Below are 24,309 nucleotides of genomic sequence, written 5' to 3' on the forward strand. Positions count from 1 at the left end.
ACATGATCGCAGTCATCTTCGAAGTCGAGCCCGCGCCGGGCCGGCAGGACAACTACCTCGACATCGCCGCGCACCTGCGCCCGCAGCTGGAGGCCATCGACGGCTTTATCTCGGTGGAGCGCTTCCAGAGCCTGACCAACCCCAACAAGCTGCTGTCGCTGTCGTTCTTCCGCGACGAGGCCGCGGTGATCGCCTGGCGCAATACGCTGGCGCATCGCCAGGCGCAGGCGTCCGGTCGCGGCGGCGTGTTTGCCGGCTACCGGCTGCGCGTGGCGCAGGTGCTGCGCGACTACGGGCTGAACGAGCGCGACCAGGCGCCGGCGGACAGCCGCGCGGTGCATGACCACAAGGCGGGCTGAGGGGGAGCAGCGATGACGATGGAAGCAATCGCCACCCAAGCCGCCTTTATCGGCCTGACATTCTTGCTGGCAGGCTTTGTCAAAGGGGTGGTGGGCCTGGGCTTGCCCACGGTCGCGGTGGGCATGCTGGGGCTGGTGATGCCGCCCGCGCAGGCAGCGGCGCTGCTGGTGGCGCCGTCGATGGTGACCAACGTGGTGCAGCTGTTCAGCGGCCCGCGCTTCGGGCAACTGATGCAACGGCTGTGGCCGATGCTGGTGGCGATCTGCGCCGGCACCTGGCTGTGCGCGGCATGGGTGCCGGCCGGCATGATGACGCACGCGACCTCGGCCTTGGGTGTGGCGCTGGTGCTGTACGCGGTGGTCGGGCTGGCAGCGGTGAAGCTGGTGGTGCCGGCGGGGGCGGAGCGGTGGCTGGGGCCGTTGACCGGGCTGGTCACGGGTGGCATTACGGCGGTGACCGGTGTGTTCGTGATTCCCGCCGTGCCTTACCTGCAGGGACTCGGGCTGGACAAGGAAAGCCTGGTGCAGGCGCTCGGGCTGTCGTTCACGGTATCGACCATTGCGCTGGCGGTGAGCCTGGCCATGGGCGGGTCGCTGCTACATATGCCGGTGCTGGGCGCCTCGGCGCTGGCGCTGGTGCCGGCGCTCGGCGGCATGTTCCTGGGCCAGTGGCTGCGCCACCGGATCAGCGCCGAGCGCTTCCGCAAGCTGTTCTTCTGCGGGCTGCTGGTGTTGGGCGGCGAGCTGGCGCTGCGCGGGCTGTCCTAAGCACGCTGCCGGTTTGCTCCCTCTCCCGCAAGCGGAAGAGGGAGCAAACAGTGCGCAGTTAGCGGCTGGCCTGCACCGTGCGGCCGTTCAGCGGCTGCACCGGGCGGGCGTTCATCGGATAAAGCCGGCGGAATGCGGCCAACTGCGCCGGCGACACTTCCACCGGGGTCTTCAGCACCTGCCAGCGCACGTCCTCGCTGCACGGCGGCGTGGTCAGCGAGCCGGAGAAGGCCCAGTACGACTGCCGGGCCGGCAGCAACGCCGCCACATCCAGCGGCGCCGTCAGTTCGCGCGACTCGCCGGCCTTGGCCGGCAGGCTCGCGAAGACCGGTTTCAGCGCCGCATTCTCCCGCCCGGACTTGAACAGCACCGCCACCACCGCCAGCTTGCCTTCTGCATTCTGGTGCACCAGGTGCGCGACCAGCGGATAGCTCTTGCCGTTGATCTTCTCTTCGCTGGGCGTATGGAAGTGGAACTGCAGCAGCTTGTAGGGCACGCCGTCGAGTTCGATCTGCCCCGCTGCGGGCAGGTTGACCTGTACGGTGTGGCCGTTGTTGACCACGGTGGCGGGCGCCGCGGCATAGCCAAAGCCGATCGGCTTCAGGTCGGCAGGTTGGGCCTTGCCGGTGCGGATATCGATGGGCGACTGGTGCTTGCCCAGCGCACAGGTCTTGTAGTCCTGGTCGAGCTTGGCCCAGTGGCTGGCGCCGGTCGGTCCGGCGTAGCTCCAGTGCGGGTCATTGCCGGCCCACGCGGCAGGTGCAAGCAAGGCGGTGCAAACCGTGATAATCGGCAGCCTGGTGTTCATTGTCGATGCGTCCTAGTGTTGGTAACCCCTTGTTTTCCGACATGGTGTAATCAAGCTGTCCCAGTCTTGAGTGCCGGGTCTTTTGCCCGGGCCGGAAATCATGCAGCAAAACTGCCGTCCAGCGAATAAGGCATTGCTGAATTCCGGTCTGCACAGCGCTTAACAAGAGTATGGACTGCATGCACGCATGCGATTGATGCGTGCCGCGCATGCCGTCATGGACGGCGCCGACATCTCACGTGGCCGCTGAAGGCGCAGGCCGCCACAGGCATCCCCGCTCAGCCGGGGATGCCTGCCTGCCACCGTTTGTCTCGGGATTTCAGCCAGGCCGCGCGCCGGCCTGGTTCGATTCCAGTTGCGCGCGTACCGCGGAGATATGGTCGCCCGCGGCATCGACGGCGTTCTCCAGGTCACTGGTGCTGCAGCCGAGCTCCCGGCACCAGTACTGCACTTCAAGCGGATCCATCAGGTTGATGCGGCCAGGATCCAAAGGCCTGAACTCGTTTGTCACATCGCTCATGCTTGCCTCCTGTCCATGTCTCGGGGCGACACGGCCCTTGCATTGTAGGCAGTCATCCGGCACGCGTTGCATGCAAGGTGGGCCTGGGCTTGCGCATATGATGTACGGGTTACCCAGGCCGACAGGACGCCGCATGCCCCGCTCATCCGGTGCAAAACTCTGGTCCACGCTGAACAAGGCTGCTGCCCGCAATGCGCGCCGCATGCAGCGCGCCGTCAACCAGAACCTGACCAGGCCGATGACCGAGGCCATCGTGCGCAACGCGGTGAAGCAATCGGCTGCAGTCACCGCCGCCACGCAGCGCGCACTGTCGGGCGTGGTATCGCCGGTGCAGGCGCCGCAGAGCCGCGGCAGCGGGCGCTGGGAAGAAGGCGCATGGGGCGCGCCAGTGGCACCGCGCCGCTACCGCATCTTCGTGCCGGCCGGCGTCACGGCGTCGCGGCGCGCGCCAATGCTGGTGCTGCTGCATGGCTGCGGCCAGGACGCCGCCAGCTTTGCCGCGGTCACGCGCGCCGCCGCGGTGGCGCGCGAAGCCGGCTGGGTGGTGTTGCTGCCTGAACAGACCTCGCAGGCCAATGCACAGCGCTGCTGGAACTGGTTCCGGCCCGCCGCGCAGGGCAGCGTCGAAGCCGGGCTGCTGATGGCGCTGGTCGACCAGGCTTGCCGCCGCCATCCGGTTGCCGCGGACCGCATCAGCGTGCTGGGGCTGTCCGCGGGCGGCGCGATGGCGCTGATGCTGGGGCTGCGCTATCCGGAACGCTTTGCCGCAGTGGGGTCGCACTCCGGCGCGGTGCCATGGAGCGCCACCAATGCCGCCCAGGCAGCGCGCGCCATGCGCGGGGGGCGTGGGCCCGATGCCAAGGCCATGCAGGCGCTGCGGTTCGGGCTGGCAGGGCGCCGCCCGCCGCCGTTGCTATTGCTGCATGGCGATGCCGACCACGTGGTCGACTTCAGCAACGCCACCGCCGCGGCGGGCATGTGGATGCACCTGCAGCCGGAGGGTGCGCACGCGCTGTCCGCGGTGCCGGCACGGCGCATCCAGCGCGGCATGCGCCATGCGATGGATGTGTTCGACTGGATGGACGGAAAGTCGCCTTACGTGCGCCTGGTGCGGATCGAGGGGCTGGGTCACGCCTGGAGTGGCGGGGCAGGCGGGCAGGCGTTTTCCGATCCGGCGGGGCCGGATGGGTTGAAGCTGGCGTTGCGGTTTTTTCTGGCGGTTGAGGGGTGAGAGCGTAGTCTTGACGCTGCCAAACGGTGATTAAGGCTCTCTTCAGGCCTGAGCCCTACACCAAACTGACAGGCTCAATCACCACATCACTGGCCGGACAAGCCACGCACGGCAAGATCAGCCCCTCATCCCTCTCATCCAGACTCAACCCCGGCCATTCGATCCGATAGCGGATCGTCCCCGCATGCAGCCGGCTGGCGCAGGCGCGGCAGGTGCCGTTGCGGCAGGAGTTGGGCAGCGCCACGCCTTCGAGCAAGGCAGCTTCCAGCAGGCTCAGCGCCGCCGGCGCGGCGAAGCGGGTATTGCCTGGCAGGACGCTTGCGGTGAATTCCGCGCGGTCGTCGGGCGCCACCGGCTCGCGTTCAGCCATGGTCCTCATCCTCCGCTTCCGGGAATTGGGCGCGTCCGTGGGTCGCGTCGCGCAGGGCGTCGCGCGCGGCGTCGAGCTGGGTTGCGGGCATGCGCAGGACCAACGTGGCCAGCGCGCCATAGGCGGTGTCGGCCAGCGTGCATCCCGGCTGCGCATCGTAGTCGAGCCACCGGCGCACGCGCGGCTCGTCGGCGTAGTCGACTGACACCGTCAGGGTGCCGTAGGCGATGCGTTCCACGCGCTCGGCCGTTTTCAGCGCGGCCGCGATGGCATCGGTGTAAGCGCGTACCAACCCGCCGGCCCCCAGCTTGACGCCACCGTAATAGCGCACCACCGCCGCCAGCACGCCGTCCAGGTCATGGTGGCGCAGCACTTCCAGGATGGGCCGGCCGGCGGTGCCGGAAGGTTCGCCATCGTCGGACATGCCCGAGGCGCCGCCAGCCAGCAAGGCCCAGCACACGTGGGTGGCAGTGGGGTGCTCGGCGCGAAGCGCCTGCAGCGTCGCCATGGCGGCGTCACGGTCGGCAACGGGCAGCGCCAGCGCCAGGAAGCGGCTCTTGCGGATTTCGATCTCGGCCCGGACGGGGTTGGCTAGCGTGTAGGTGGGCAAGCGGAAGGGCGGAAGGAGGCAGAAACGGCGGCTGCCGGCATTCAACGGATCCGCGCCTGTGGAGCCGCGGATGCAAAGGGCAAGTGTACCGCAGCGGCATCCGGGACCAGGGCGATAGCACCGCTTTTGTGTTGTATCGTCAACTTGGTGTCACAAACGGCGCCTACGATCCGCTACGGCCATGCGCAATGCCGCCCGCCGCCCGCCTGTGCCAACTGGTGCCCGGCCCCGCCCGCAGGACCGGCGCAAATACGCAGTGAACAACATATCCCTTCCTTTTCCCCGGATCGAGAACATGCTTGAACAACCCAATGCAGGCCGCCGCAAGGCCCTGAAGCTCCTGGCCGGCGCGCCGATGCTGCCGCTTGGCCTTGCCTCCACCAGCCTGCTGGCAGGTTGCGGCGGTGGCGACGACGCTGTCGCCGCGCCGCTTCCGCCGGCCCAGGCGGCCACGTTCACCACGGCCGAATTCGTTGGCATGAGCGCGCCGACGCTGGCAACGCCCGACGCCATGGCGACCACCACGGTGGGCTCCAGCCTCAAGGTGTCGTTCAGCGACGGCAGCAGCCAGACCTACAAGCTGGCCTACCAGCCGTTCTTCATCACCGGCGACACCCTGCCCGACGGCAAGGGCGGCACCATCCTGGCCGGCGGCTACTACGACATCAACAACAAGCCGATCATGGACACCTCCGTGGCCGGCAAGGAACGCCAGTTCTTCTCCGACGCGCCGGACGGCAGCTCGCTGCTGACCCTGGCCAACCCGACCGTGCCCGGCATCAAGGGCAAGACGGTGTTTGCGGTGGTGCAGTTCGAGTACACCACGCGCAACCAGGGCAATGTCAGCATGTACGGCCTGCTGCCGTCGCCGATCGCGGTGGTGACGCTGGACCAGGACCCGGCCACCGGCAAGCTGACCCCGGTCAAGTACCACAATGTCGATACCTCGGGCGTCAACGGCCTGTGGATCACCTGCGGCGCCAGCCTGTCGCCGTGGAACACCCACCTGTCGAGCGAAGAGTACGAGACCGACCTGCTGAACGCCAGCGCGGTCACGCAGTTGCAGGGCTACAGCCAGAACCTGTACGGCGACCCGGCCCGCGCCAACGCCTACAACTACGGCCACCTGCCGGAAGTCACGGTCAACCCGGACGGCACCGGCACCATCAAGAAGCACTACTGCCTGGGCCGCATCTCGCATGAGCTGGTGCAGGTCATGCCCGACGAACGCACCGTGCTGATGGGCGACGATGCCACCAACGGCGGCCTGTTCCTGTTTATCGCCGACCGCGCCCGCGACCTGTCGTCCGGCACGCTGTACGTGGCCAAGTGGCACCAGACCTCGGGCGTGGGGCCGGGCAGCGCCACGCTGTCGTGGATCAGGCTGGGCAGCGCCACCAGTGCCGAAATCCGCGCGCTGGTCGACGGCGGCATCAGGCTGGCCGACATCATGGATGTCAGGACCACCGATCCCGCTGACGTCAGCTACACCCGCATCATCTACAACGGCAAGCCGAACTGGGTGAAGCTGATGCCGGGCATGGAAAAGGCCGCGGCGTTCCTGGAAACGCACCGCTACGCCGCCCTGGTCGGCGGCAGCCTGGGCTTTACCAAGATGGAAGGCACCACGGTCAACATCAAGGACAAGAAGGCCTACTCGGCCATGTCCCGCATCGAGTCGAGCATGCTCACGGGCAATGCCGCCAACGCCGGTGATATCCAGGTGGAAGGCCCGTACTCCGGCGCGGTCTATGAGCTGAACCTGAAGGGCGGCCAGGCCGACAAGACCGGCACGGCCATCAACAGCGAATGGGTGCCGGTCGACATGGCGGCGGTGCCCGCGCTGGTCAGCGAAGACCTGGGCGGTGGCAAGATGAAGCAGCAGGATGCGCTGGGCAACTTTGCCAACCCGGACAAGGTGGCCACGCCCGACAACCTGAAGTTCTCGGAAAAGCTGCGCACGCTGTTTGTCGGCGAGGACAGCAACACCCACGTCAACAACTTCCTGTGGGCGTACAACGTCGATACCAAGGTGCTCAGCCGCGTGCTGTCGTGCCCGGTCGGCGCCGAATCCACCGGCCTGCACGCGGTGGACGAGATCAACGGCTGGACTTATGTGATGAGCAACTTCCAGCACGTTGGCGACTGGGAGTCGCCGCTGCACGACAAGGTGCGGCCGGCGCTTGAAGCCAAGGTGATGGCCAACTACAAGGACCGCTTCGGTGCCGCCGTGGGTTACCTGACGGGCGACCCGACCGGCGTCAGGCTGGCCAAGGCCTGACGCGTCGCGCAGTGCCAGGATGAGGGCGGCGGGCTTCGGCCCGCCGTTTTTTATTGGGGCGCGATCGTCTAACATGGCAACTCCGGTTCACGCCCAGCCTCCCGCCCGTCATGCCTGACCAGCTTCCGCACATCCGCTCCGCGCGCCTCAGCCTGCTGCCCTTTCGTGGCGACGATGCAGCCGAGGCGTTTGCCTGCATCACCCCGACGCTTGCGCGATTCATGGACTGGGAGCCGTCGCCCTCGCCGGCGGCTTTCGAGGCCGTGTGGCAAGGCTGGCTGGCAGGCATGGCGCGAGGCTCGGAATTCGTGCTCACCATCCGGCGTGCCGACGACGGGCTGTTCCTGGGGCTGGCGGGATTGCACCATGCCGACACGCCCGCGCCGGAACTCGGCATCTGGATCCGCGAGGACTGCCACGGCCATGCCTTCGGCCTGGAAGCGGTCACTGCGCTGGCGCAATGGGCGCAGGACAACCTGTCGCCGGCGCACCTGGTCTATCCCGTGGCCGAACCGAACTGGCCCAGCCGCCGGATCGCAGAGTCGCTTGGCGGCACGGTCGTGGGCCAGGCCACGACGCGCAAGTTCGAGCGCTTGATCTACCGGATTCCGGGGCGCCGTTGACGCACTGCGGCAGCGCGCCCCCCGGCGCGCCGATTCTGCTACGCTAGGCGCTTTCCCCCGCTGAGCATGCCATCATGACCGGCTCGACCCAAGACCCCGATGCACGCCGCATGGCGCCCGCCACCGAGCGCAACCGCGAGCCGATCCTTGCGGTATTGCGCAAAGTGCTGCCCGCCAGCGGCACGGTGCTGGAAATTGCCAGCGGCACCGGCCAGCATGCCGTGCACTTCGCGGCAGCGTTGCCGGGACTGACCTGGCAGCCAAGCGATCCGGAAGCCGCCGCGCGCGCGTCGATCGCCGCGTGGACCGCGCATGCGGGCCTGGCCAATGTGCGCGCGCCGCTGGCGCTGGATGTCTGCCGCCAGCCGTGGGGCATCGACGCCGCGGATGCGGTGGTCTGCATCAACATGATCCATATCGCCCCGTGGGCCGCGGCCGAGGCGCTCTTCGCAGGCGCCGGCAAGCTGCTGGGCCCGGGCGGCGTGCTGTTCCTGTATGGCCCCTATCGCCGCGGCGGCGCGCATACGGCGCCCAGCAACGCCGCCTTCGACGCGCAGCTGCGCGCCACCGATGCCGACTGGGGCGTGCGCGACATGGAAGCCGTGATCGCGTTGGGCGAGGCGCAGGGCATGCGCTGCGACGAGCCGGTGCCAATGCCCGCCAACAACTTCAGCCTAACGTTCCATGTCAATGGAATCAAATAGTTAGCGTATTGTTGGGGCACTTTGGGGCATCTGTGACGATCTTCCCCGGATTCAGCGGCGCCCCTCGTTCCCGTCAGCAGCAACGCCGTGCGCCGCTCCCGCAGCCGTATGTGTGCGGCACCAGCGCCATCAGAACGCCTTGCTGATTTCCAGCCCGCCATAGAACGCGCGCGGCTGCCCACCGGTCTTCTTGACACCACCGTAGAAGCCAAGCTTCACGGTCTGGCCGAGCGAGATGCCGGTCAGCACCAGACCGCCCTGCGTGGAGTGGTAAAACGGGTCGCCGTGCTTGATGATCTCCGCGCCGGCCCACGCATCGCCGAAAATCTTGTAGAGAATCCGGCCGCGCGCCCAATACGCCTTGGGCCCGATGTTGTAGCTCGCGATCCCGTTGACGGCCCAGTGTTTCGCGAACTCCTGCTGGCCGAGGACTGTCAATGCCAGGCCCCATTCGCCGCCGTCGACACGGTTATCGGCGCCTTCTGGCGACACGCGATTGTAGCGATAGCGCGCACCGGCCGTGGCTTCAACCCAGCCGGTCTCCCAGCCTTTCTGTACGCCAAGCGCCGCCTCGGCCGACTGTCCGTTCACTGACACCGTCGTGCCGTTCGAGCCGTACTTGTAGTGGTAGTCGCTGACGACGAGCTTCTGGGTGAGGAAGGACACCGGCAGCCAATTGCCGGTGACACCAGCGTATTCGCTACGCTCACCTCCACCGGCGAAGCTTGCCCCGCCGAACAACGTGCCCGCCATGGCCGGCAACGGGACCATGGCCGCGCCACAGAGGGTCACGATGGCGAGAGCACGGTCGGCCCGAATATTCTTGCGCGTGTCCTGCGTCATTCGGCTTTTTTCTTTCATACCGTCGTCGCGTGCGGCGTAATGTTGTAAAGGTGGAAATCGCCGGTTGGCGTCGCTAGCCTGCCCGTGGGCGTCAGCCTGACCGTATGTTCCATGGCCTTGCCTTCCGTGGTACGACGCAACGTGGCACCAGTGTCCAGATCGAGTTCGATGCTGCTGAACAGCAGCGGCGCCGCGCCCTCGATCGTGGCGATGACCACCGGCAACACGCCGGCGCGCAGCGGCTGCATCAGCAGTCCCGGCGCCCAGTTCTGCGCCAGCAGTGGCGCGCCCTCGTCGCGGCTCAGCAATTCAGCCAGGCGAGTCAGAGGCGGAGTCTCGGTTTCGGAAAGGTTGCCCATTTCGAGCTGCAGCCGACTACCGTACAGGAACGTCTCCAGTGCGCCGGTGTTGCCCTGCGCATCCCAGTTAAAGCGCAGTCCCACTGTGGCCTCCCCGGCGACGCCCGCCGCGGCCTTTCCCGCCCACGCCGCAGCTCGGTTGACGAAGGTCGCCACGGCCGCATCGCACACGATTAGATTGGGCAGGTGGATGGCCATGTTTACCGTGTCGCCGCGGGATAACGTTGGAATTGGTTCCCCGACGTAAAGCGCGCCGTTGGGGGAAAGGTCCGATGTCAAGCCGAGGTATGACTTGCCATCAAGGGTCAGCGTGATCGGCAGCCGCAGCGGGAAGCGGTACTCGGTGCGGCGGTTGCTTGCATGGCGGTGAGCGTAGACGGTCACCATCGCTGCCGTGAGAAGGGTCACGCAGGTCCATATGAGCGTGACGACGCCTGCACCGACCGGAATGCTCCCTGTATGCATCCGGTACAGGCCTATCGGCACGCTGATTGCCGTAATCCCCGCCAGCGCCAGCACCGGCGACATCCAGAGCCACATCCTGCCTGTATCGGAAAGCTGCTTGTCGGTCACGGCGAACGGGATGTTGCGACGAAACAGTCCAACGCTCGTTGACATGAAGGCAAAGAATCGAGTCATGGCGTACTGCTCGCTGAGAAGCAGCGAGTTGTAGCCGCGTCCCAGTTCAAGGTGAACCAACATCGACAGCAGGTAGTACAGGCAGAACAGCAGCAGGAAGGTGTTGAGCGATGAGACTATGGGTAGGTCGCCCGAGAGAAATACTGCCGGCGGTGTCAGAAAGAAAACAAGCTTCTGCCAACCTTCGAAGAAGAAAAGTGCCGACGCGAAATAATTGAGTCGCTGGCCCAGCGTCAGGCCCCGGCTGAATAGAATTCTTTCGCGCCGGAATACCTGCATCGATCCCATTCCCCAACGCATGCGCTGCTTCAGGTAGGTGTCAATGCTGTGCGGCGCCAGGCCAAAGGCAAGTGATTCGGCGTAGTACACAGACTTGAATCCCAGCTTGTGCAGCTTGACTGCCGTATGAACATCCTCCGTAACGGTCTCGGTGGCGAAGCCGCCGATTCTCTCCACCGCGGAACGTCGGATAACCGCACAACTGCCGCAGAAAAAGGCCGCATTCAGTGCGTCCTTGCCGCGCTGTATGACTTTGAAGAAGAGCGCCTGCTCATCCCAGACCCGCTTCTTTCCGATGCGGTGGTTGAACGAGTCGATATTGAAGAAGTCTTGCGGTGTCTGCACGAACGCAACGTCTGCATCGAGGAAGAATCCCAGTGTCTTCACCAGGAAATCCTTGCGAGGAGCATGGTCGGCGTCGAAGATCGCAATGAAGTCGCCTTCGCAGAACTGCAGCGCGTGGTTCAGGTTGCCGGCCTTGGCGTGGGAGTTGTTATCGCGGGCGAGGTAGCGGCAGCCAAGATCCTCGGCCAGCTTGCGCATGTCTGGCCGCCGGCCGTCATCCAGTAGCCAGGTAACATGCGGGTACTCCATCCGCGTGGCCGCCAGCAGCGTACGACGCAGCAGCTCCACGGACTCGTTATAAGTGGGCACGAACACATCGACCTTCAGTCCCGCTGGCGGCGGTACTACCTCCCGCACGCTGAGCCGGAAGGTCATCAGCACGAACAGAAGGCCGCTCAGATATCCGTAGACTTCAGCGGCATACAGCGGCAGAGACAGCCACGGCGCGTCCATGTTGACGGTTCCTACGCGCCAGGCGAGATACGCGAATCCGCAAGACACATAGACGGCCACTAGCCAGGCGATATAGCGTTTGGGCTGCTCTGTCTTCATGTTGGCTTCCATTGGGCGCGGTGCCCGTCGAGCTACAAGCGGAGAGCATGTCGGCATAGTCATCCGACTAGTCCGCATGGTGCCATAAGAGGGAGTTCTTTGACGACCCGATGTCGCATCGGGCGGTTGTTGTTTATTTCTGATATGAAGACCATTTAAGGCAGGGGCGAGGGATTTCGGTCACTGGCCAGCATTCGGCCTGCACGGCGCTTTGCTCTAGAATCGTCCCGTCATTCGATCCTGCGATACCAGCGCCTTACAGGCCTGCGGCATCGCGCCCGCCACGGAGAACACCATGAAGGTCCAGAACATCCTGCAGACGATCGGCAATACCCCGCATATCCGCATCAACCGCCTGTTCGGCAACGGCCACGAGGTCTGGATCAAGTCAGAGCGCAGCAACCCCGGCGCCTCGATCAAGGACCGCATCGCGCTGTCGATGGTGGAAGACGCCGAACGCCGTGGCGTGCTCAAGCCGGGCGGCACCATCATCGAGCCGACCTCGGGCAATACCGGCATCGGCCTGGCCATGGTGGCCGCGGTCAAGGGCTACAAGCTGGTGCTGGTGATGCCCGACAGCATGTCGGTGGAACGCCGCCGCCTGATGCTGGCTTATGGCGCCACCTTTGACCTGACCCCGCGCGAGAAGGGCATGAAGGGCTCGATCGCTCGCGCCGAGGAACTGGTTGCGGCCACGCCGGGCGCATGGATGCCGCAGCAGTTCGAGAACCCGGCCAATGTCGACGTGCACGCGCGCACCACCGCGCAGGAAATCCTGAATGACTTCCCCGAGGGGCTGGATGTGCTGATCACCGGCGTCGGCACCGGCGGCCACCTGACGGGCTGCGCCCGCGTGCTCAAGGACAAGTGGCCGCAGCTCAAGGTCTTTGGCGTCGAGCCGGTGGCCTCGCCGGTGATCTCCGGCGGCGCGCCGGCGCCGCACCCGATCCAGGGCATCGGCGCGGGCTTTATCCCGAAGAACCTCGATACCTCGTTGCTCGACGGCGTGATCCAGGTCGATGCCGAGCCCGCGCGCGAGATGGCACGCCGCTGCGCGCGCGAGGAAGGCATCCTGGTCGGCATCTCGTCCGGCGCCACGCTGGCCGCGATCGCGCAGAAACTGCCCGAGCTGCCGGCCAACGCGCGCGTGCTGGGCTTCAACTACGACACCGGCGAGCGCTACCTGACCGTCGAGGGGTTCCTGCCCGCCTAAGCAGACGCAAGCGCCCGGCCTTTGCGGCCCGGGCGCTCAGAACGCTTCATTGATCTGGAAGTAGACCCCGCGCGTGCGCCGCCCGAAGCCGGCATCGAGCCGCACATTGACGCCGAACGGGAGCCTTTCAGCGCGACGACAGGCCGTGCCGCTTGTGCCAGTCCGCCAGCGATTCCTCCGGCCAGGTGTCGCAGTGCACATGGCCTTTGCCCTTGGGCACGTCGACCCAGGGCGCGACCGATTCCAGCGAGGCTTCCACCACCTCCGGCGGGCGCGGCAGCGGCGTGTCGATGGCCGATGCATGCGGATATACCAGCTCCGGCCAGCGCGGGTCCCAAAGCCACAGCGCGCTGCCGCATTTCACGCAGAAATGCCGCTGCGCCGGCGAGCGCCGCGCGCGCTTGCCGGGTTCGCGCAGCACGGCGTGGTAAATGCCCAGTGCTTGCGCCCGCGCACGCGCAGCGTGGCCGCGTCGCCGCCGATGTTGATCGCGTAGCCGCCACCGCCGGCCGTCTTGCGGCAGATCGAGCAATGGCAATGCATATACGGACTGGGTGAATCGGATTCAAGCGAGAAGTGGATCGCGCCGCAATGGCAGGAGCCGTCGAGATGCATGGCATGGGCCTTTGCACGGTGGCGTTCAGGACAGTCCATTGACTGTAGAAAACCCCCGGCAAAGTGCCAAGGCGGCGGTGATGGCTAACGCGCCTTGCGGAATGTCAGGTTGATGCGCAGCCGCCCCAGCAGCGGATGGTCGCCGTCGGCCAGCGGCGCCACGCCGTGGAAGGCCAGCCGCGACGGCCCGCCCCACACCACCACGTCGCCATGCGCCAGCCGCACCCGCTGCGGGCGGTCGGCGCGGCGCATGCCGCCGAACAGGAACACCGCGGGCAGTCCCAGCGAGACCGAAACGATGGGCGCGCTGAAATCGCGCTCGTCGCGGTCCTGGTGCAGCGAGAGCCGGGTGCCCGGCTCGTAGCGATTGATGAGGCAGGCATCCGGTTCGAAACCGGCAAAGCCCGCTTGCGCCGCGGCGGTGGTGGCCAGCTGCCGGAAACTCGCAGGCATCTCCGGCCACGGCTTTCCGTTCAGCGGATCGATGGGGTCATAGCGATAGCCGCGCGCATCGGAGACCCAGCCGACCGTGCCGCAGTTGACCATTGCCACCGACATTGGCAGCCCGCCGGGGGTGATCATGTGCCGCCAGGGCGCAAGCGCGATGATGGCCTGGACATCGGCCAGCAGCACTTCGGCATCCGCACGGGCCAGGCCGCGCAGGACTACGGCGCCGTCGGCGAGGGGCTCGATGGTTGGTGTAGCGGGGTTCGGGCCGTCGAGGCTGTCGAAAAGATCAAAGGTCATGGGGCAGGTGGCTGGATACACATGCTGCGGCAATCCCATGCATTGTGCTCCTTACCTGCCCTTGATGCAGGCAAGTCAGTGGAGCGCAATTGCAGCCATTTATTCCGCGCGCCTTTGCTGCTGCAGAATCAGCTTGCCGGTGGTTTGCTCCCCTCTCCCGCTTGCGGGAGAGGGAGCACCCAGGCGGTTATCCAACACCGGTTGCTCCTGCTATCCCTTCAAGGGACCCCGTTACACAGTGATTGATCAGGCAAACGTATCGATCTCGCCACGCCCAAGCACACGCGCGGGACGCACCGTCGTACTGGCCCCTGCCGCCGGCTCAACAGCCGCCAGCGTGCCGCTACCAAAGCCGGTTTGCCCGCGCCCATTCCCCGGCGCTTGCTGTTGCTGCCCGTTCCCATTGCCCGCCTGGCTGGCAAAGGCGTCTGCGCCCACCGAGGTCTGGCCAAGCTGGATGCCATTCTCCGACAGCGCGGTGCGCAGGTGCGGCAGCGCCGCTTCCACCGCGGCGCGCACGGCCTGGTGGGGCGAGACGAACTGGGCCTGGGCCTGGTCGTTGACCACGTTGAGCACGACCTTGAGCGGCCCGAGATCGGGCGGGTTCAGCTGCAGTTCGGCGCGTTGCTGGCCTTGCGTGCTCATGCGGATCATCTGCTGGCCAAGGGCCTGCGGCCACTGGCTGTCGTACAGCTGCGGGGTGACCACCGGACGGGCGGAGGCGGCGGCAGCGGCTGCAGTAGCCGACGGGGTGGCCTGGCCGGCCAGCGCGGCGGCCACGGCTGGTGTGTTGTCGGGGCTGGCCGCGCCAGCCTCGCCGGTGCGGGCGGCAGCCTGTGCGACGGCGAACGGCGTTGCCGCGGGCCTGGCATCGGCCGTGCCGGGGCTGGCGGCGAGCGGATCGGCGCGGTGCTGGGCGATGCCGCTGTCCGGGCGATTGCCCGATCCGCCGGCAGACTGGCCGCTGGCGTCCTGCTGGACCGCGAGCACGTCGCCCGGGATGGCCTGGGCCGTGCCGGTCTTGCCGTCGGTGCCTGCGCTGATGCTGGCCTGCATCGCGGCGCGCTGGGATGCGATGGTGGCCAGCGTGTCGGCTACCGAAGGCTGTGCTGGCCGGGCTTCGGTGGTGACGACCTGCAGCGTTTCCGGCAGTGGCGTGGCGGCCGCCGGCATGGCATCGGCCTGGGCATCTGCCGTGGCCGGCTGCGCGGCATTTGCCAGTGCCGCCTGTAGTGCGGCGGCGCCGGTGTCGGCAACGCCGGCGATGGCGGAACCCTCCGCGCCGGCCGGCGCGGCAGCGGGGCTGGCCGGGGCTGCGGCGGGAAGCATCAGGGCCAGGGCCGCTGCGGCAGCGGCTGCGGCATCCGTCGGCGTGGCCGCCGCGGTGTCATCCTGGTCCTGGTCTTCATCCTTGTGGCCGGCCGCGGGCTTCTTGCCGGCCGCGGCGGCTGGCTGCGGCTTGCCGGCGTCGGCCTGCGCCGCGGGCTGGCGCGATGCGGGCTGGTCGCGCGCGGCGGCTTCCCTGGCCGGCGGCGCGGGCGCCTTGCTGCTTTCGCGGGCGCGCGACAGCGCGTCGCCGAATCCGCTCGCGGTTGCATCGGCGCTGGCGCGCCTGGCGCCCTCGACCGCATTGGCGGCGCTGCTGACAATCTGGCTGATATCGATCATGGAGTTGGCTACGGGGGTGGCCCGGGTCAGGCTTCGCTGAGACGGCTGGCCGTGGTGCGGGCCAGGCGGGCGGCGTATTCGTCGTTGGCGCGCTGCTCGCGGCGCGCGGCAACCTGTTCTTCCTTCGCTTCGGCGCGCGCGATCAGTGTGTCGAACGAGTTCAGGCGGCGCTTCTGGTGCTGCCAGTGGTTGCGCCCTGCCAGCAGGTCGGCTTCGGCCTTGGCCAGCGCCGCGCCCTGCTGGCGGATGGCATGGTCGAGCGAATCGAGAAAGCGCGAGAAATCCTGCCAGCGGCTGGAGGTCATGCCTTCGGCGGCCACCATCTGCATGCGCGCGCGGTACTCATGGCGGTACTCGGTGAGCTGGTTGAGCTGCTGCTCAGCCTGCGTGCGCAGTCCCTGCAGCCTGCCCAGCTCGCGCGCGGCGGCGTCCGTATCGTTCTGGGCGAGGTCAGCCAGCGTATTAAGCGGTGAATGCTTGAGCATGTTCACTCCTGTCGAAGAGGCTGTGAAGCTGGGCGATGGCGTCGTCGTAGCCGGCGCGCTCGTGGATGTCCTGCTGCAGGAAGGCTTCCATGCGCGGGTGCAGGCGCATCGCCAGGTCCAGCTCCGGGTCGTTGCCCGGCACATAGGCACCCACGCTGATCAGGTCGCGGTTGCGCTGGTAGCGCGACATCAGCTGCTTGAAGCGCCGCACCGAGCCGAACTGCTCCTGCGGGATCAGCGCGGTCATGGCGCGGCTGATCGATGCTTCCACGTCGATGGCCGGGTAGTGGCCGGATTCGGCCAGGCTGCGCGACAGCACGATATGGCCGTCCAGGATGGCGCGCGCGGAATCGGCGATCGGGTCCTGCTGGTCGTCGCCTTCGGTCAGCACCGTGTAGAACGCGGTGATCGAGCCGCCCCCTTCGGGGCCATTGCCGGTGCGCTCGACCAGCGTCGGCAGCTTGGCAAAGACCGAGGGCGGATAGCCCTTGGTCGCCGGCGGCTCGCCGATGGCCAGCGCGATCTCGCGCTGCGCCATGGCGTAGCGCGTCAGCGAATCCATGATCAGCAGCACATGCTGGCCCTGGTCGCGGAAATACTCGGCCAGCCGCGTTGCATAGGCGGCGCCCTGCATGCGCAGCAGCGGCGAGGTATCGGCCGGCGCGGCCACCACGACTGATCGTGCGCGGCCTTCGGGGCCAAGGATGTTCTCGATGAACTCCTTCACTTCGCGGCCGCGTTCGCCGATCAGGCCGACCACGATCACGTCGGCGCTGGTATAGCGCGCCATCATGCCGAGCAGCACGCTCTTGCCCACGCCCGAGCCCGCGAACAGGCCCATGCGCTGGCCGCGTCCGACGGTCAGCATGCCGTTGATGGCGCGCACGCCGGTATCGAGCACAGTCTCGATCGGTGCGCGCATCAGCGGGTTGATCTGCTCGCCGGCCAGCGGCACTTCCATGGCGGCGGTGATCGGGCCCAGCCCGTCGAGCGGACGGCCCGCGGCGTCCAGCACGCGGCCCAGCAGGCCGGCGCCAACCGGCAGGCGCTTGGAGCCCGGCTCGCGCGGCGTGGCGGTGCCGGCCGGCTGCGGCGATGGTTCCAGCGGATAGACGCGCGCGCCCGGCAGCAAGCCCACCACATCCGATTGCGGCATCAGGTAGAGCCGGTCGGCGCCAAAGCCCACCACCTCCGCCTCCGCGGTGCGCGGGGCATTGCTGTCGGTGGTGAACTGCCCGGCGGGCAGCTCGATCAGGCAGTCGCTGCCCACCGGCAGGCGCAGGCCCACGGCTTCCAGCACCAGGCCCGCGGCGCGCGTCAGGCGGCCGCAGCTGCGCTTGCTGTCGAGCCCGGCGATGCCGGCCGCGGCGCTGTCCAGCGCGCCGATCCAGCGTTGCGCATGAGGCAGTCCCTGATCCGGTGCGGGCGTGGCTTGCGCGGCGGTGTCAGGCATGTGGCGGCTCCCATGGATCGTCGCGGCCCAGCGCCTTGACCACGCGCGTCCAGCGCGTGGGCAGCGTGGCATCGCGCTCGCCGCTGGCGGCGCTGGCGATGCAGCCGCCGCGCGCCACCGACGGATCGGCGCGCACGGCCCAGCCCGCCGCCGCCAGTTCGCCATGCAGATGGGTTTCCACCAGCGCCACGTCGTCGGGATGCAGCAGCAGGCTGGGCGATCCGCACAGCGCGGGTTCGCTGGCCAGCAGCTCGCGCACGGCCGGCAGCAGCACCGCGGGGTCGTCGGCAAGCGCAGTGCGCACCAGCTGGCGCGCCACGTCCAGCGCCAGCGACACCAGCGCGCGCGAGACCTGGTCGTCCACGCCGCTGAGCGCGCTGCGGAAGTTGGTGGCCAGCGCCTGCAGTTGCGTGGCCTCGTTGCGTGCGGCTTCCAGGCCGCGGGCGTAGCCCTCGCGGTGGCCGTCGCCGTTGCCCTGGGTCTGCCCCTGGGTGTAGCCCTGAGCATAGCCTTCCTTGCGCGCGCCTTCGCGCATCGCGTCGAGCGCCTCGAAGTCGATCGGCGGCGGTGCGGGCTCGGAGGGCATGGCGGCCAGGGCTTCGGGCGGCTCGCTGTCGCGCGGATCGAGCGAGCCCATCTGCCAGCGCTGCCAGCCGGCCGCGCCGCCACGGGCGCGCCGCGGAGGCTCGAACGGCGCAAAGCCGCCGGGTTCGGCGGCCGCGCCGTTGCCGGCAAGGGAAGAGAGCGGGTCGCCGCGCGGCGCGTGGCGTGCGGCCTGGCCGCGCTCAGGGTTTGCCTCAGACATAGGCATCGTCGCCTCCGCCGATCTGCACTTCGCCCGCATCCGCCAGGCGTCTTACCACCTGCAGGATGGCCTTCTGCTCGGCCTCGACCTGCGACACGCGCACCGGGCCCAGCGCGTCCAGGTCCTCGCGCAGCATCTCGCCGGCGCGGGTGGACATATTGCGGATGAACTTGTCGCGCAGTTCCTGCGGCGCGCCCTTGAGCGCGACGATGAGCGACTCGGTGGCGATTTCCTTGAGCACGCGCTGGATGCCGCGGTCGTCGACCTCCAGCAGGTTCTCGAACAGGAACATCTCGTCGATGATTTTCTGCGCCAGGTCGCCGTCGTGCAGGCGCACGCCGTCGATGACGGCCTCTTCGTGCGCGGTGCTCATCAGGTTGATGATCTCGGCCGCGGTGCGCACGCCGCCCATGCGGCTGCGCTTCAGGCTCTGGCCCGCCAGCAGCTTGGTCAGCACGTCGGTCAGTTCCTGCAGCGCGCCCGGCTGCACGCCGCCGAAGGTGGCGATACGCAGGATCACGTCGTTGCGCAGGCGGTCGGTGAACAGTGCCAGCACTTCTGACGACTTCTGGCGGTCCAGGTGGATCAGGATGGTGGCGATGATCTGCGGGTGCTCGTCGCGGATCAGCTCGGCAATGGCCGTGGCGTCCATCCAGTTCAGCGAATCGATCCCGCCGCCCGGATCGCGCGACTCCAGGATGTCTTCGATCACCGACTGGGCGCGTTCCTCGCCCAGCGCCTTGTTCAGCACGCTGCGGATAAAGGCGTTGGAATCGACGTTCAGGGCCAGGTACTGCTCGGTCTCGGCGCGGAACTCGCCAAGCACCTCGGCCATTTCCTCGCGGGTGACCGAGCTGAGTGTGGCCATGGCCGAGCCCAGTTCCTGCACTTCGCGCTGCGACAGGTGCTTGAACACCTCGGCCGCGGCATCCTCGCCGATCGCCATCATCAGGACGGCGCTCTTTTGCAGGCCAGATTCGGAGATGCCCTTAGCGGTTGTCATTGGCAATCCAGTTCTTGATCACGCTGGCGACCAGGCGCGGGTCGCGCTGTGCGGCGTCGCGCACCAGCGCGAGGTCGCTTTCATACTTGGCGGCAAGCCGCAGGATCTCCGGGTTGGCGGGCTCGTCCGGCGGCAGCAGCACTGCCTCGGTCTCGTCCTTGGCTTCCGGTGCCGGCAGCGGCGGCGAGGTGTAGCGGCGCAGGATCGGGCGCGCCACCTTGAACCACACGAACAGCGCCAGCACTGCCAGCAGCAGGTAGCCAGCAAGGGTCTTGCCCAGCTCGATCATGTCGGGCTGCTTCCACAGCGGCACCTCGGGCGCGGCCTTGTCGCGCTCGGCGGTGAACGGGCTGTTGACTACGTTGATGGAGTCGCCGCGGTCGGCCGAGAACCCCATCGCCTCCTTGGTCAGGTTCTGGATCTGCGCCAGCAGTGCCGGCGGCAGCGGTTCGGCCACGAGCTTGCCCTTGGCATCGGCCTGCTGGCGGTAGTTGACCACCACCGCCACCGACAGGCGGCGCACGCCGCCCGGTGCCTGCTGCACGTGGCGCACGGAGCGGTCCAGTTCGTAGTTGACGGTGGAGTCGCGGCGATTGCTGCTGGGGCCGCCGGAAGCCGTGGAACTGGCGCCCTGGGCCCCCTGGCCTGGCTGGGCAGCCTGCCCCGGCTGTCCCGGTTGCGCGGCAGCCGGAGCGCCGGCCTGTCCCGGCGCCTGGCCCGCACGCGGCGTCTGCGGCGTGGTCACGGGCGCGGCGGCGGCAGCCGGCGGCTGGTTCGACAGCGCGCCGGGCACGCCGCCCGGCGGCGTGACACCCTGCTGGGTCGACTCGCTGGTCTGCTGGCTGCGGATCGCCGAGCGGGTCGGGTCCTGGTTGGGCTTGTAGCTCTCGTCGGTGTGCTCGACGATGGAAAAGTCCACGTCGGCGGTCACCTGCGCGCGCACGTTGTCCTTGCCGACGATCGGCGTCAGGATCGCTTCGATGCGCTTCAGGTAGTTCTGCTCCAGCGCCTGGACGTACTTGAGCTGGGTCGCGTCGAGCATGCGCTCGTTGCCGCTGTTCGACAGCAGGTTGCCGTGCTGGTCGACGATCGAGATCGACTTGGGCGTCAGCTCCGGCACGCTCGACGACACCAGGTGGCTGATCGCAGCGACCTGGCCTTCATCGATGGCGCGGCCCGGGTACAGCTGCAGCACGATCGACGCGGTCGGCTTCTGGCGCTCGCGCACGAACAGCGTAGGCTTGGGGATGGCCAGGTGCACGCGGGCGGACTGCACCGCGGCGATGGATTCGATCGAGCGCGCCAGTTCGCCTTCCAGCCCGCGCTGGTAATTGACCTGCTCGGCAAACTGGCTGATGCCGAACTTCTGGTTGTCCATCAGCTCCATGCCGGCCGTGCCGCTCTTGGGCAGGCCCTGCGATGCCAGGCGCAGGCGCGTCTCATGCACCTTCTCGGCCGGCACCATGACCGCGCCGCCGCCTTCGGCGAACTTGTACGGCACGTTCATCTGCTGCAGCGACTGCAGCACCGCGCCGCCATCGCGCTCGGACAGGTTGCTGTATAGCACCTTGTAGTCCGGGCTGCGCGACCACAGCACGCCCACCGCGATGGCCGCGGCCAGGGCGGCGCCGGCCAGCATCAGCGGCAGCTTCGGGTTGGCCTTCAGGCGCTCGATCACTTCTGCCGGGCGCCCGGGCAGTGCCACGGTCGCGGTCATGCGCGTGCTCCGGATCCGGCGCCGCGATGCTGGCGACGGCACGGGCGATGCTGACCGCCTTGGTCGTCGGCGCGGCTCACGGCACGGCTCACATTACGCTGCAGAGAAAACACGCGTACTCCCGAATCGATGGTTGTCTGGTGATTTCCGGAGCCAGCACAGGACGGCCGCCCGCGCTCTTCCGGCACGATGGCAATGATCGGCCAGACTTGAGCGCGACAATCCGGCGAACAGACGCTGTTTTTTGTCCGATTTCGGCCCATGGGAGGACGGAGACGGCGGGTACTCTGCGGGGGCTGAAACTGGGTGCGAAGCGCCTGAGGCCCTCCTGCCGGCAGGCTGCTCTGCGATGCCAGGGGCGCGCCACAAGACGAACTCTGCCGGTGGACCGGCATACGACGAGCCAAATGACCACTATCTCTTCCATCGAGGGCATGCTGCAGCAACTGCGCGGGATGTCCCAGGTTGCCTCGGGCAACAGTGCCAGCCAGTCCGCCGCGCCGGTCGGCGGCGGCTTTGCCGGCGAGCTGCAGCGCTCGCTGGGGCGCATCAACGCCGCGCAGGAACGCGCCTACGGCCAGGCCGAGGCGTTCGAGCTGGGCAAGCCCGGCGTGGCGCTCAATGACGTGATGATCGACCTGCAGAAGGCCAATGTGTCGTTCCAGACCGGGGTGCAGGTGCGGAACCGGCTGGTGGCGGCTTACCAGGAAATGATGAATATGGCGGTGTAAGCCTACCGGCCTGCCTCTAAAGCAAAAAGCCCCTGGGCGCGCAAGCGGCCAGGGGCTCTTGTCGTCAGGGAGGCCTGCCGGGTCAGGCCTGCGCTTCAGCGCCTGCGTCCCTGCCCGCTTCAAGGTGGTAGATCCACGCCAGCAGTTCCGCCACGGCCACATAGAGCTGCGGCGGCACGTGGCTGTCCAGGTCGACCTGCATCAGCAGGTTCACCAGGGTGGGTGAATCGTGGATATAGACGCCCGCTTCGCGCGCGCGCGCGATGATGGCTTCGGCCACCACGCCATAGCCCTTGGCGACCACGCGCGGGGCCCTGTCGCTGTGCTGGTAGGACAGCGCGATCGCCGCGCCGCGGTCTTGCGCCGCTTCGCTCATCGCGCCGCTCCTTCCGTCATGTTGTCCTGGGTCTGCACGCTCAGGCGCTGCAGCACGATGCCCTGCGCCTCCAGCTGGTTGCGCAGCAGCGGCCGTGCCGCGATCAAACGCGCCGCGACATCGGTCTCGGGCGTTGCCACGCGGGCGTCGAGCCCTGCCGGCCCCAGTGTCAGCACCGCTTCGACGATGCCGAGGCTCGGCAATTGCAGCCGCAGGCGGCTGGACCATGGCCGGGCGCTGTCGTCATGGGCCTGAGCGGCGCCATCCGCGTCGGGGCGCAGCAACTCCCACTCCATCGGCACGCCGGGCCAGGCTTCGCCGGCAAAGCGGAACTGCTGCGTGGCGAGCAATTCCAGCTGCTGGCGGACCACGGCTTCGGTTGCCGGATGGATGGCCGGGCCGGCTGCCGCGGCCTGCCGGCCGGCGTCCGCCGAGGCGGTGTCCGGCAGGCCAGCGGCGGCGCGCGCCGCGTGGGGGATGAGGCTGTCCGGCGCGGCAGCGCGCGCACCAGCCTCCGCGGTGGTCTGGTAGGCCTGCGTGGCCAGCGCCGCGGCGGACTGGCGTTGGGCCCCCGGTTCGGCAGCGGCTTCGCGGCTGTAGGCCGCCGTGGTGGCGGCGCCTTGCCGCAGCGCCTGTTCCGCCGCCGCATGGCTATGGGCCACGCGCGGATTGCCGGCCGAGGCCAGCGCTTCAGCCAGCACCTGCGAGGCCGGAATCAGCGGCGGCGCCGAGGGCCGCGCCGGCTCTGCCGCTACGGCACCGCCGGCATAGGTCAGCAGCGAAGACGGCGGCGGTGTTGCCGCGGCTTGCGCAGTGCCGCCTGGGGCAGCCGCTCGGGCCGGCACCGGCACTTGCGCCTGCGGCTCCTGGCGGATGCCGGGCAACGCGCGCGCGCCGGCAACCCACTGCGCCAGGTGCGATTCGTAGAACAGGCCGCTCTGCCCGACCGTGTTGGCAAGGGCCGCCGCGGCGGCCTGCGCGGACGCTGGCGTGGGCGCGGCGGCCAGCAGCGGGCCGGCGCTGCGCACCGGCTGGGCCTCGGTACCGTCCATCACCGCCAGGATGGCGCGCGCCGCCGCGCTCAGCGATTCCTGCGTCGAAGTGCCCGGCAGCAAGGTAGCCTGGCCTGCCAAGGCGTTGGGACCGGTGGCCTGCTGGCTGTGGCGGATCGCCTGGCCGGTGGAGTTCTGGACATTCGACTCGGTGGCCTCGGGCACGGGCTGCAGCGCCGCCAGCTTGTCGATGGCAAGCGCGGTGCGCAGCGGTTGCGGGTCCGGGGCCTGACCGGGTGTCAGGCCTGGAGGCAGATGGATGCCGGTCATACGGGCCGTGTGAATGCAGACGGCGGGCTTTCCGGCCCGCCGCGGTGAGTAGCGCAGCGGTCAGGCTGCGTCAGGCGGTGGCGCCGTAGGCGGCGGACAGTTCGATCTGGCGGCGCGAGCTGGTCAGCATGTCGCCTAGCTTCTTCAGCTGCGGCATGGCCAGGTCGCGGATGCGGGCATCGTAAGTGAGGATGCGGTCCAGCAACTGGTAGCGGCGCATGCGCTCCGCATCGGAGAACGGTGCCTCGTGGTCCATCTGGCGCAGGCGGTCCACCAGGGCCAGGTAGCCCTGCTGCAGCGCGGTGACGGTGTCCCAGTCAGCTGCCTGGGCGGCTTCGTGCATGCGTGCGGACAGCGCGAGGATTTCCTCGTAGCAGTCCACGATCGGGGAAAACTCGGGAAGGGAAGCCATGTCAGTTGTCCTGCAAGGCGGGTTGCTGATTTGCGGCCGCGGCCGTGTCGTCGATCTGCGCCCAGGCCGAAGCCAGGCTTTCGAGCAGCGTGTCGACCTCGGCCAGCAGGGCCGCGTCGCTGCGCAGGTTGGCCAGCATCAGCCGGCGCACCATGTACTCGTACAGGGATTCGAGGTTGGCGGAGATCTCGCCGCCAGCCTCATGGTCGAGCACGGCGCGCAGGCCGTTGTCGATGATGTCGATGGCTTTGGAGATGGCGTTGCCGCGTTCGGCAATGTTGCCGCCTTCCAGGTGGAACTTCGCCCGCGCTATGGCGGCGCGCGCGCCGTCGTACAGCATGGTGATCAGCTTGTGCGGGCTGGCGCTCATGGCACCGGTCTGGACGCCGACCTGGGCGTAGGCATTGATGGCGTGACGTGCGTACATGAATGGACCTCGCTATGGGAAAGGCACTGCGCCCGGTCACGGGC

At 68.0% G+C, this 24,309-nt stretch carries 25 protein-coding genes and 1 pseudogene; 8 read left to right on the forward strand and 18 right to left on the reverse strand.

Features of this window, described 5'->3' with window-relative positions; translation table 11 throughout:
• Positions 1 to 2: 2 nt before the first annotated feature.
• A complete protein-coding gene (locus AC3WVS_RS08880) occupies positions 3 to 359 on the forward strand; it encodes an antibiotic biosynthesis monooxygenase family protein (protein ID WP_492318299.1) in 357 nt (118 codons plus the stop codon).
• A gap of 12 nt (positions 360 to 371) precedes the next feature.
• Positions 372 to 1,127, forward strand: coding sequence for a sulfite exporter TauE/SafE family protein (locus AC3WVS_RS08885; protein ID WP_492318300.1), 756 nt, complete (start codon positions 372 to 374; stop codon positions 1,125 to 1,127).
• A gap of 58 nt (positions 1,128 to 1,185) precedes the next feature.
• Here AC3WVS_RS08885 and AC3WVS_RS08890 read toward each other — a convergent pair whose 3' ends face one another.
• Both AC3WVS_RS08890 and AC3WVS_RS08895 read right to left on the reverse strand, forming a co-directional pair.
• On the reverse strand, positions 1,186 to 1,935 hold the full coding sequence (locus tag AC3WVS_RS08890; protein ID WP_492318301.1) for a carbonic anhydrase: 750 nt from the start codon (positions 1,933 to 1,935) through the stop codon (positions 1,186 to 1,188).
• A 319-nt stretch (positions 1,936 to 2,254) separates the two neighbouring features.
• Positions 2,255 to 2,455: a DUF3606 domain-containing protein gene (locus tag AC3WVS_RS08895; protein WP_010810704.1), complete on the reverse strand. Its 201-nt coding sequence runs from the start codon at positions 2,453 to 2,455 to the stop codon at positions 2,255 to 2,257.
• Between the two features lie 133 nt (positions 2,456 to 2,588).
• On the opposite strand from AC3WVS_RS08895, the gene AC3WVS_RS08900 reads away from it, so the two are divergent.
• Positions 2,589 to 3,686 (forward strand): extracellular catalytic domain type 1 short-chain-length polyhydroxyalkanoate depolymerase, encoded by a 1,098-nt coding sequence (locus AC3WVS_RS08900; protein WP_492318302.1) that lies wholly within the window; start codon positions 2,589 to 2,591, stop codon positions 3,684 to 3,686.
• 55 nt (positions 3,687 to 3,741) lie between these two features.
• On the opposite strand, the gene AC3WVS_RS08905 is transcribed toward AC3WVS_RS08900, so the two are convergent.
• Positions 3,742 to 4,056, reverse strand: coding sequence for a 2Fe-2S iron-sulfur cluster-binding protein (locus AC3WVS_RS08905; RefSeq protein ID WP_492318303.1), 315 nt, complete (start codon positions 4,054 to 4,056; stop codon positions 3,742 to 3,744).
• Positions 4,049 to 4,666: an IMPACT family protein gene (locus AC3WVS_RS08910; protein ID WP_492318304.1), complete on the reverse strand. Its 618-nt coding sequence runs from the start codon at positions 4,664 to 4,666 to the stop codon at positions 4,049 to 4,051. Before AC3WVS_RS08910 ends, AC3WVS_RS08905 begins: the two co-directional genes overlap by 8 nt.
• A gap of 295 nt (positions 4,667 to 4,961) precedes the next feature.
• On the opposite strand from AC3WVS_RS08910, the gene AC3WVS_RS08915 reads away from it, so the two are divergent.
• The 3 genes from AC3WVS_RS08915 (at position 4,962) to AC3WVS_RS08925 (ending at position 8,274) form a co-directional block, all read left to right on the forward strand.
• Positions 4,962 to 6,947: a PhoX family protein gene (locus tag AC3WVS_RS08915; RefSeq protein WP_492318305.1), complete on the forward strand. Its 1,986-nt coding sequence runs from the start codon at positions 4,962 to 4,964 to the stop codon at positions 6,945 to 6,947.
• Between the two features lie 110 nt (positions 6,948 to 7,057).
• A complete protein-coding gene (locus AC3WVS_RS08920; RefSeq protein WP_492318306.1) occupies positions 7,058 to 7,570 on the forward strand; it encodes a GNAT family N-acetyltransferase in 513 nt (170 codons plus the stop codon).
• 74 nt (positions 7,571 to 7,644) lie between these two features.
• Positions 7,645 to 8,274 (forward strand): DUF938 domain-containing protein, encoded by a 630-nt coding sequence (locus tag AC3WVS_RS08925; RefSeq protein WP_035827207.1) that lies wholly within the window; start codon positions 7,645 to 7,647, stop codon positions 8,272 to 8,274.
• 129 nt (positions 8,275 to 8,403) lie between these two features.
• On the opposite strand, the gene bcsS is transcribed toward AC3WVS_RS08925, so the two are convergent.
• Together bcsS and AC3WVS_RS08935 are read right to left on the reverse strand one after the other, a co-directional pair.
• Complete coding sequence (gene bcsS / locus AC3WVS_RS08930; RefSeq protein WP_152548594.1) at positions 8,404 to 9,135, reverse strand: cellulose biosynthesis protein BcsS; 732 nt, start codon at positions 9,133 to 9,135, stop codon at positions 8,404 to 8,406.
• The gene (locus tag AC3WVS_RS08935; RefSeq protein ID WP_492318307.1) at positions 9,132 to 11,291 is read right to left on the reverse strand and encodes a glycosyltransferase; all 2,160 of its coding nucleotides are present in this window, start codon (positions 11,289 to 11,291) and stop codon (positions 9,132 to 9,134) included. Before AC3WVS_RS08935 ends, bcsS begins: the two co-directional genes overlap by 4 nt.
• A gap of 295 nt (positions 11,292 to 11,586) precedes the next feature.
• Between AC3WVS_RS08935 and cysK the strand changes: the two genes are divergently transcribed.
• Positions 11,587 to 12,504 carry a cysteine synthase A gene (cysK, locus tag AC3WVS_RS08940; RefSeq protein ID WP_436224655.1) on the forward strand — a complete coding sequence of 306 codons (918 nt, stop codon included), beginning with the start codon at positions 11,587 to 11,589 and terminating at the stop codon, positions 12,502 to 12,504.
• A 127-nt stretch (positions 12,505 to 12,631) separates the two neighbouring features.
• On the opposite strand, the pseudogene AC3WVS_RS08945 reads toward cysK, so the two are convergent.
• The 8 genes and pseudogenes from AC3WVS_RS08945 to fliF form a co-directional block, all read right to left on the reverse strand.
• Positions 12,632 to 13,119, reverse strand: a pseudogene (locus AC3WVS_RS08945) (GFA family protein).
• Positions 13,120 to 13,203: 84 nt separating this feature from the next.
• Positions 13,204 to 13,866: a DNA oxidative demethylase AlkB gene (gene alkB, locus AC3WVS_RS08950; RefSeq protein WP_492318308.1), complete on the reverse strand. Its 663-nt coding sequence runs from the start codon at positions 13,864 to 13,866 to the stop codon at positions 13,204 to 13,206.
• A gap of 246 nt (positions 13,867 to 14,112) precedes the next feature.
• Positions 14,113 to 15,534, reverse strand: a complete 1,422-nt coding sequence (locus AC3WVS_RS08955; RefSeq protein ID WP_492318309.1) for a flagellar hook-length control protein FliK — start codon at positions 15,532 to 15,534, stop codon at positions 14,113 to 14,115.
• A 26-nt stretch (positions 15,535 to 15,560) separates the two neighbouring features.
• On the reverse strand, positions 15,561 to 16,019 hold the full coding sequence (gene fliJ, locus AC3WVS_RS08960; protein WP_492318310.1) for a flagellar export protein FliJ: 459 nt from the start codon (positions 16,017 to 16,019) through the stop codon (positions 15,561 to 15,563).
• Positions 15,997 to 17,472, reverse strand: coding sequence for a flagellar protein export ATPase FliI (gene fliI, locus AC3WVS_RS08965; protein WP_492318311.1), 1,476 nt, complete (start codon positions 17,470 to 17,472; stop codon positions 15,997 to 15,999). Before fliI ends, fliJ begins: the two co-directional genes overlap by 23 nt.
• Positions 17,465 to 18,283 carry a flagellar assembly protein FliH gene (fliH, locus tag AC3WVS_RS08970; RefSeq protein ID WP_492318312.1) on the reverse strand — a complete coding sequence of 273 codons (819 nt, stop codon included), beginning with the start codon at positions 18,281 to 18,283 and terminating at the stop codon, positions 17,465 to 17,467. The genes fliI and fliH overlap by 8 nt, the downstream gene beginning before the upstream one ends.
• Positions 18,270 to 19,280 carry a flagellar motor switch protein FliG gene (gene fliG / locus AC3WVS_RS08975; protein ID WP_492318313.1) on the reverse strand — a complete coding sequence of 337 codons (1,011 nt, stop codon included), beginning with the start codon at positions 19,278 to 19,280 and terminating at the stop codon, positions 18,270 to 18,272. The genes fliH and fliG overlap by 14 nt, the downstream gene beginning before the upstream one ends.
• Positions 19,267 to 20,997: a flagellar basal-body MS-ring/collar protein FliF gene (gene fliF / locus AC3WVS_RS08980; protein WP_492318314.1), complete on the reverse strand. Its 1,731-nt coding sequence runs from the start codon at positions 20,995 to 20,997 to the stop codon at positions 19,267 to 19,269. Before fliF ends, fliG begins: the two co-directional genes overlap by 14 nt.
• Positions 20,998 to 21,404: 407 nt before the next feature.
• Between fliF and fliE the strand changes: the two genes are divergently transcribed.
• Positions 21,405 to 21,728: a flagellar hook-basal body complex protein FliE gene (gene fliE, locus AC3WVS_RS08985; protein ID WP_041688225.1), complete on the forward strand. Its 324-nt coding sequence runs from the start codon at positions 21,405 to 21,407 to the stop codon at positions 21,726 to 21,728.
• A gap of 82 nt (positions 21,729 to 21,810) precedes the next feature.
• On the opposite strand, the gene AC3WVS_RS08990 is transcribed toward fliE, so the two are convergent.
• The 4 genes from AC3WVS_RS08990 to fliS all read right to left on the reverse strand — a co-directional run bounded on the left by AC3WVS_RS08990 (position 21,811) and on the right by fliS (position 24,265).
• Positions 21,811 to 22,104: an EscU/YscU/HrcU family type III secretion system export apparatus switch protein gene (locus AC3WVS_RS08990; RefSeq protein WP_492318315.1), complete on the reverse strand. Its 294-nt coding sequence runs from the start codon at positions 22,102 to 22,104 to the stop codon at positions 21,811 to 21,813.
• Positions 22,101 to 23,426, reverse strand: a complete 1,326-nt coding sequence (fliK, locus tag AC3WVS_RS08995) for a flagellar hook-length control protein FliK (RefSeq protein ID WP_492318316.1) — start codon at positions 23,424 to 23,426, stop codon at positions 22,101 to 22,103. Before fliK ends, AC3WVS_RS08990 begins: the two co-directional genes overlap by 4 nt.
• 70 nt (positions 23,427 to 23,496) lie before the next feature.
• Positions 23,497 to 23,838, reverse strand: a complete 342-nt coding sequence (locus tag AC3WVS_RS09000) for a flagellar protein FliT (protein ID WP_492318317.1) — start codon at positions 23,836 to 23,838, stop codon at positions 23,497 to 23,499.
• A gap of 1 nt (position 23,839) precedes the next feature.
• On the reverse strand, positions 23,840 to 24,265 hold the full coding sequence (gene fliS / locus AC3WVS_RS09005; protein WP_492318318.1) for a flagellar export chaperone FliS: 426 nt from the start codon (positions 24,263 to 24,265) through the stop codon (positions 23,840 to 23,842).
• Positions 24,266 to 24,309: the final 44 nt, after the last annotated feature.

It is taken from the genome of Cupriavidus sp. CPT47-8839-RL05A, assembly GCF_058792255.1.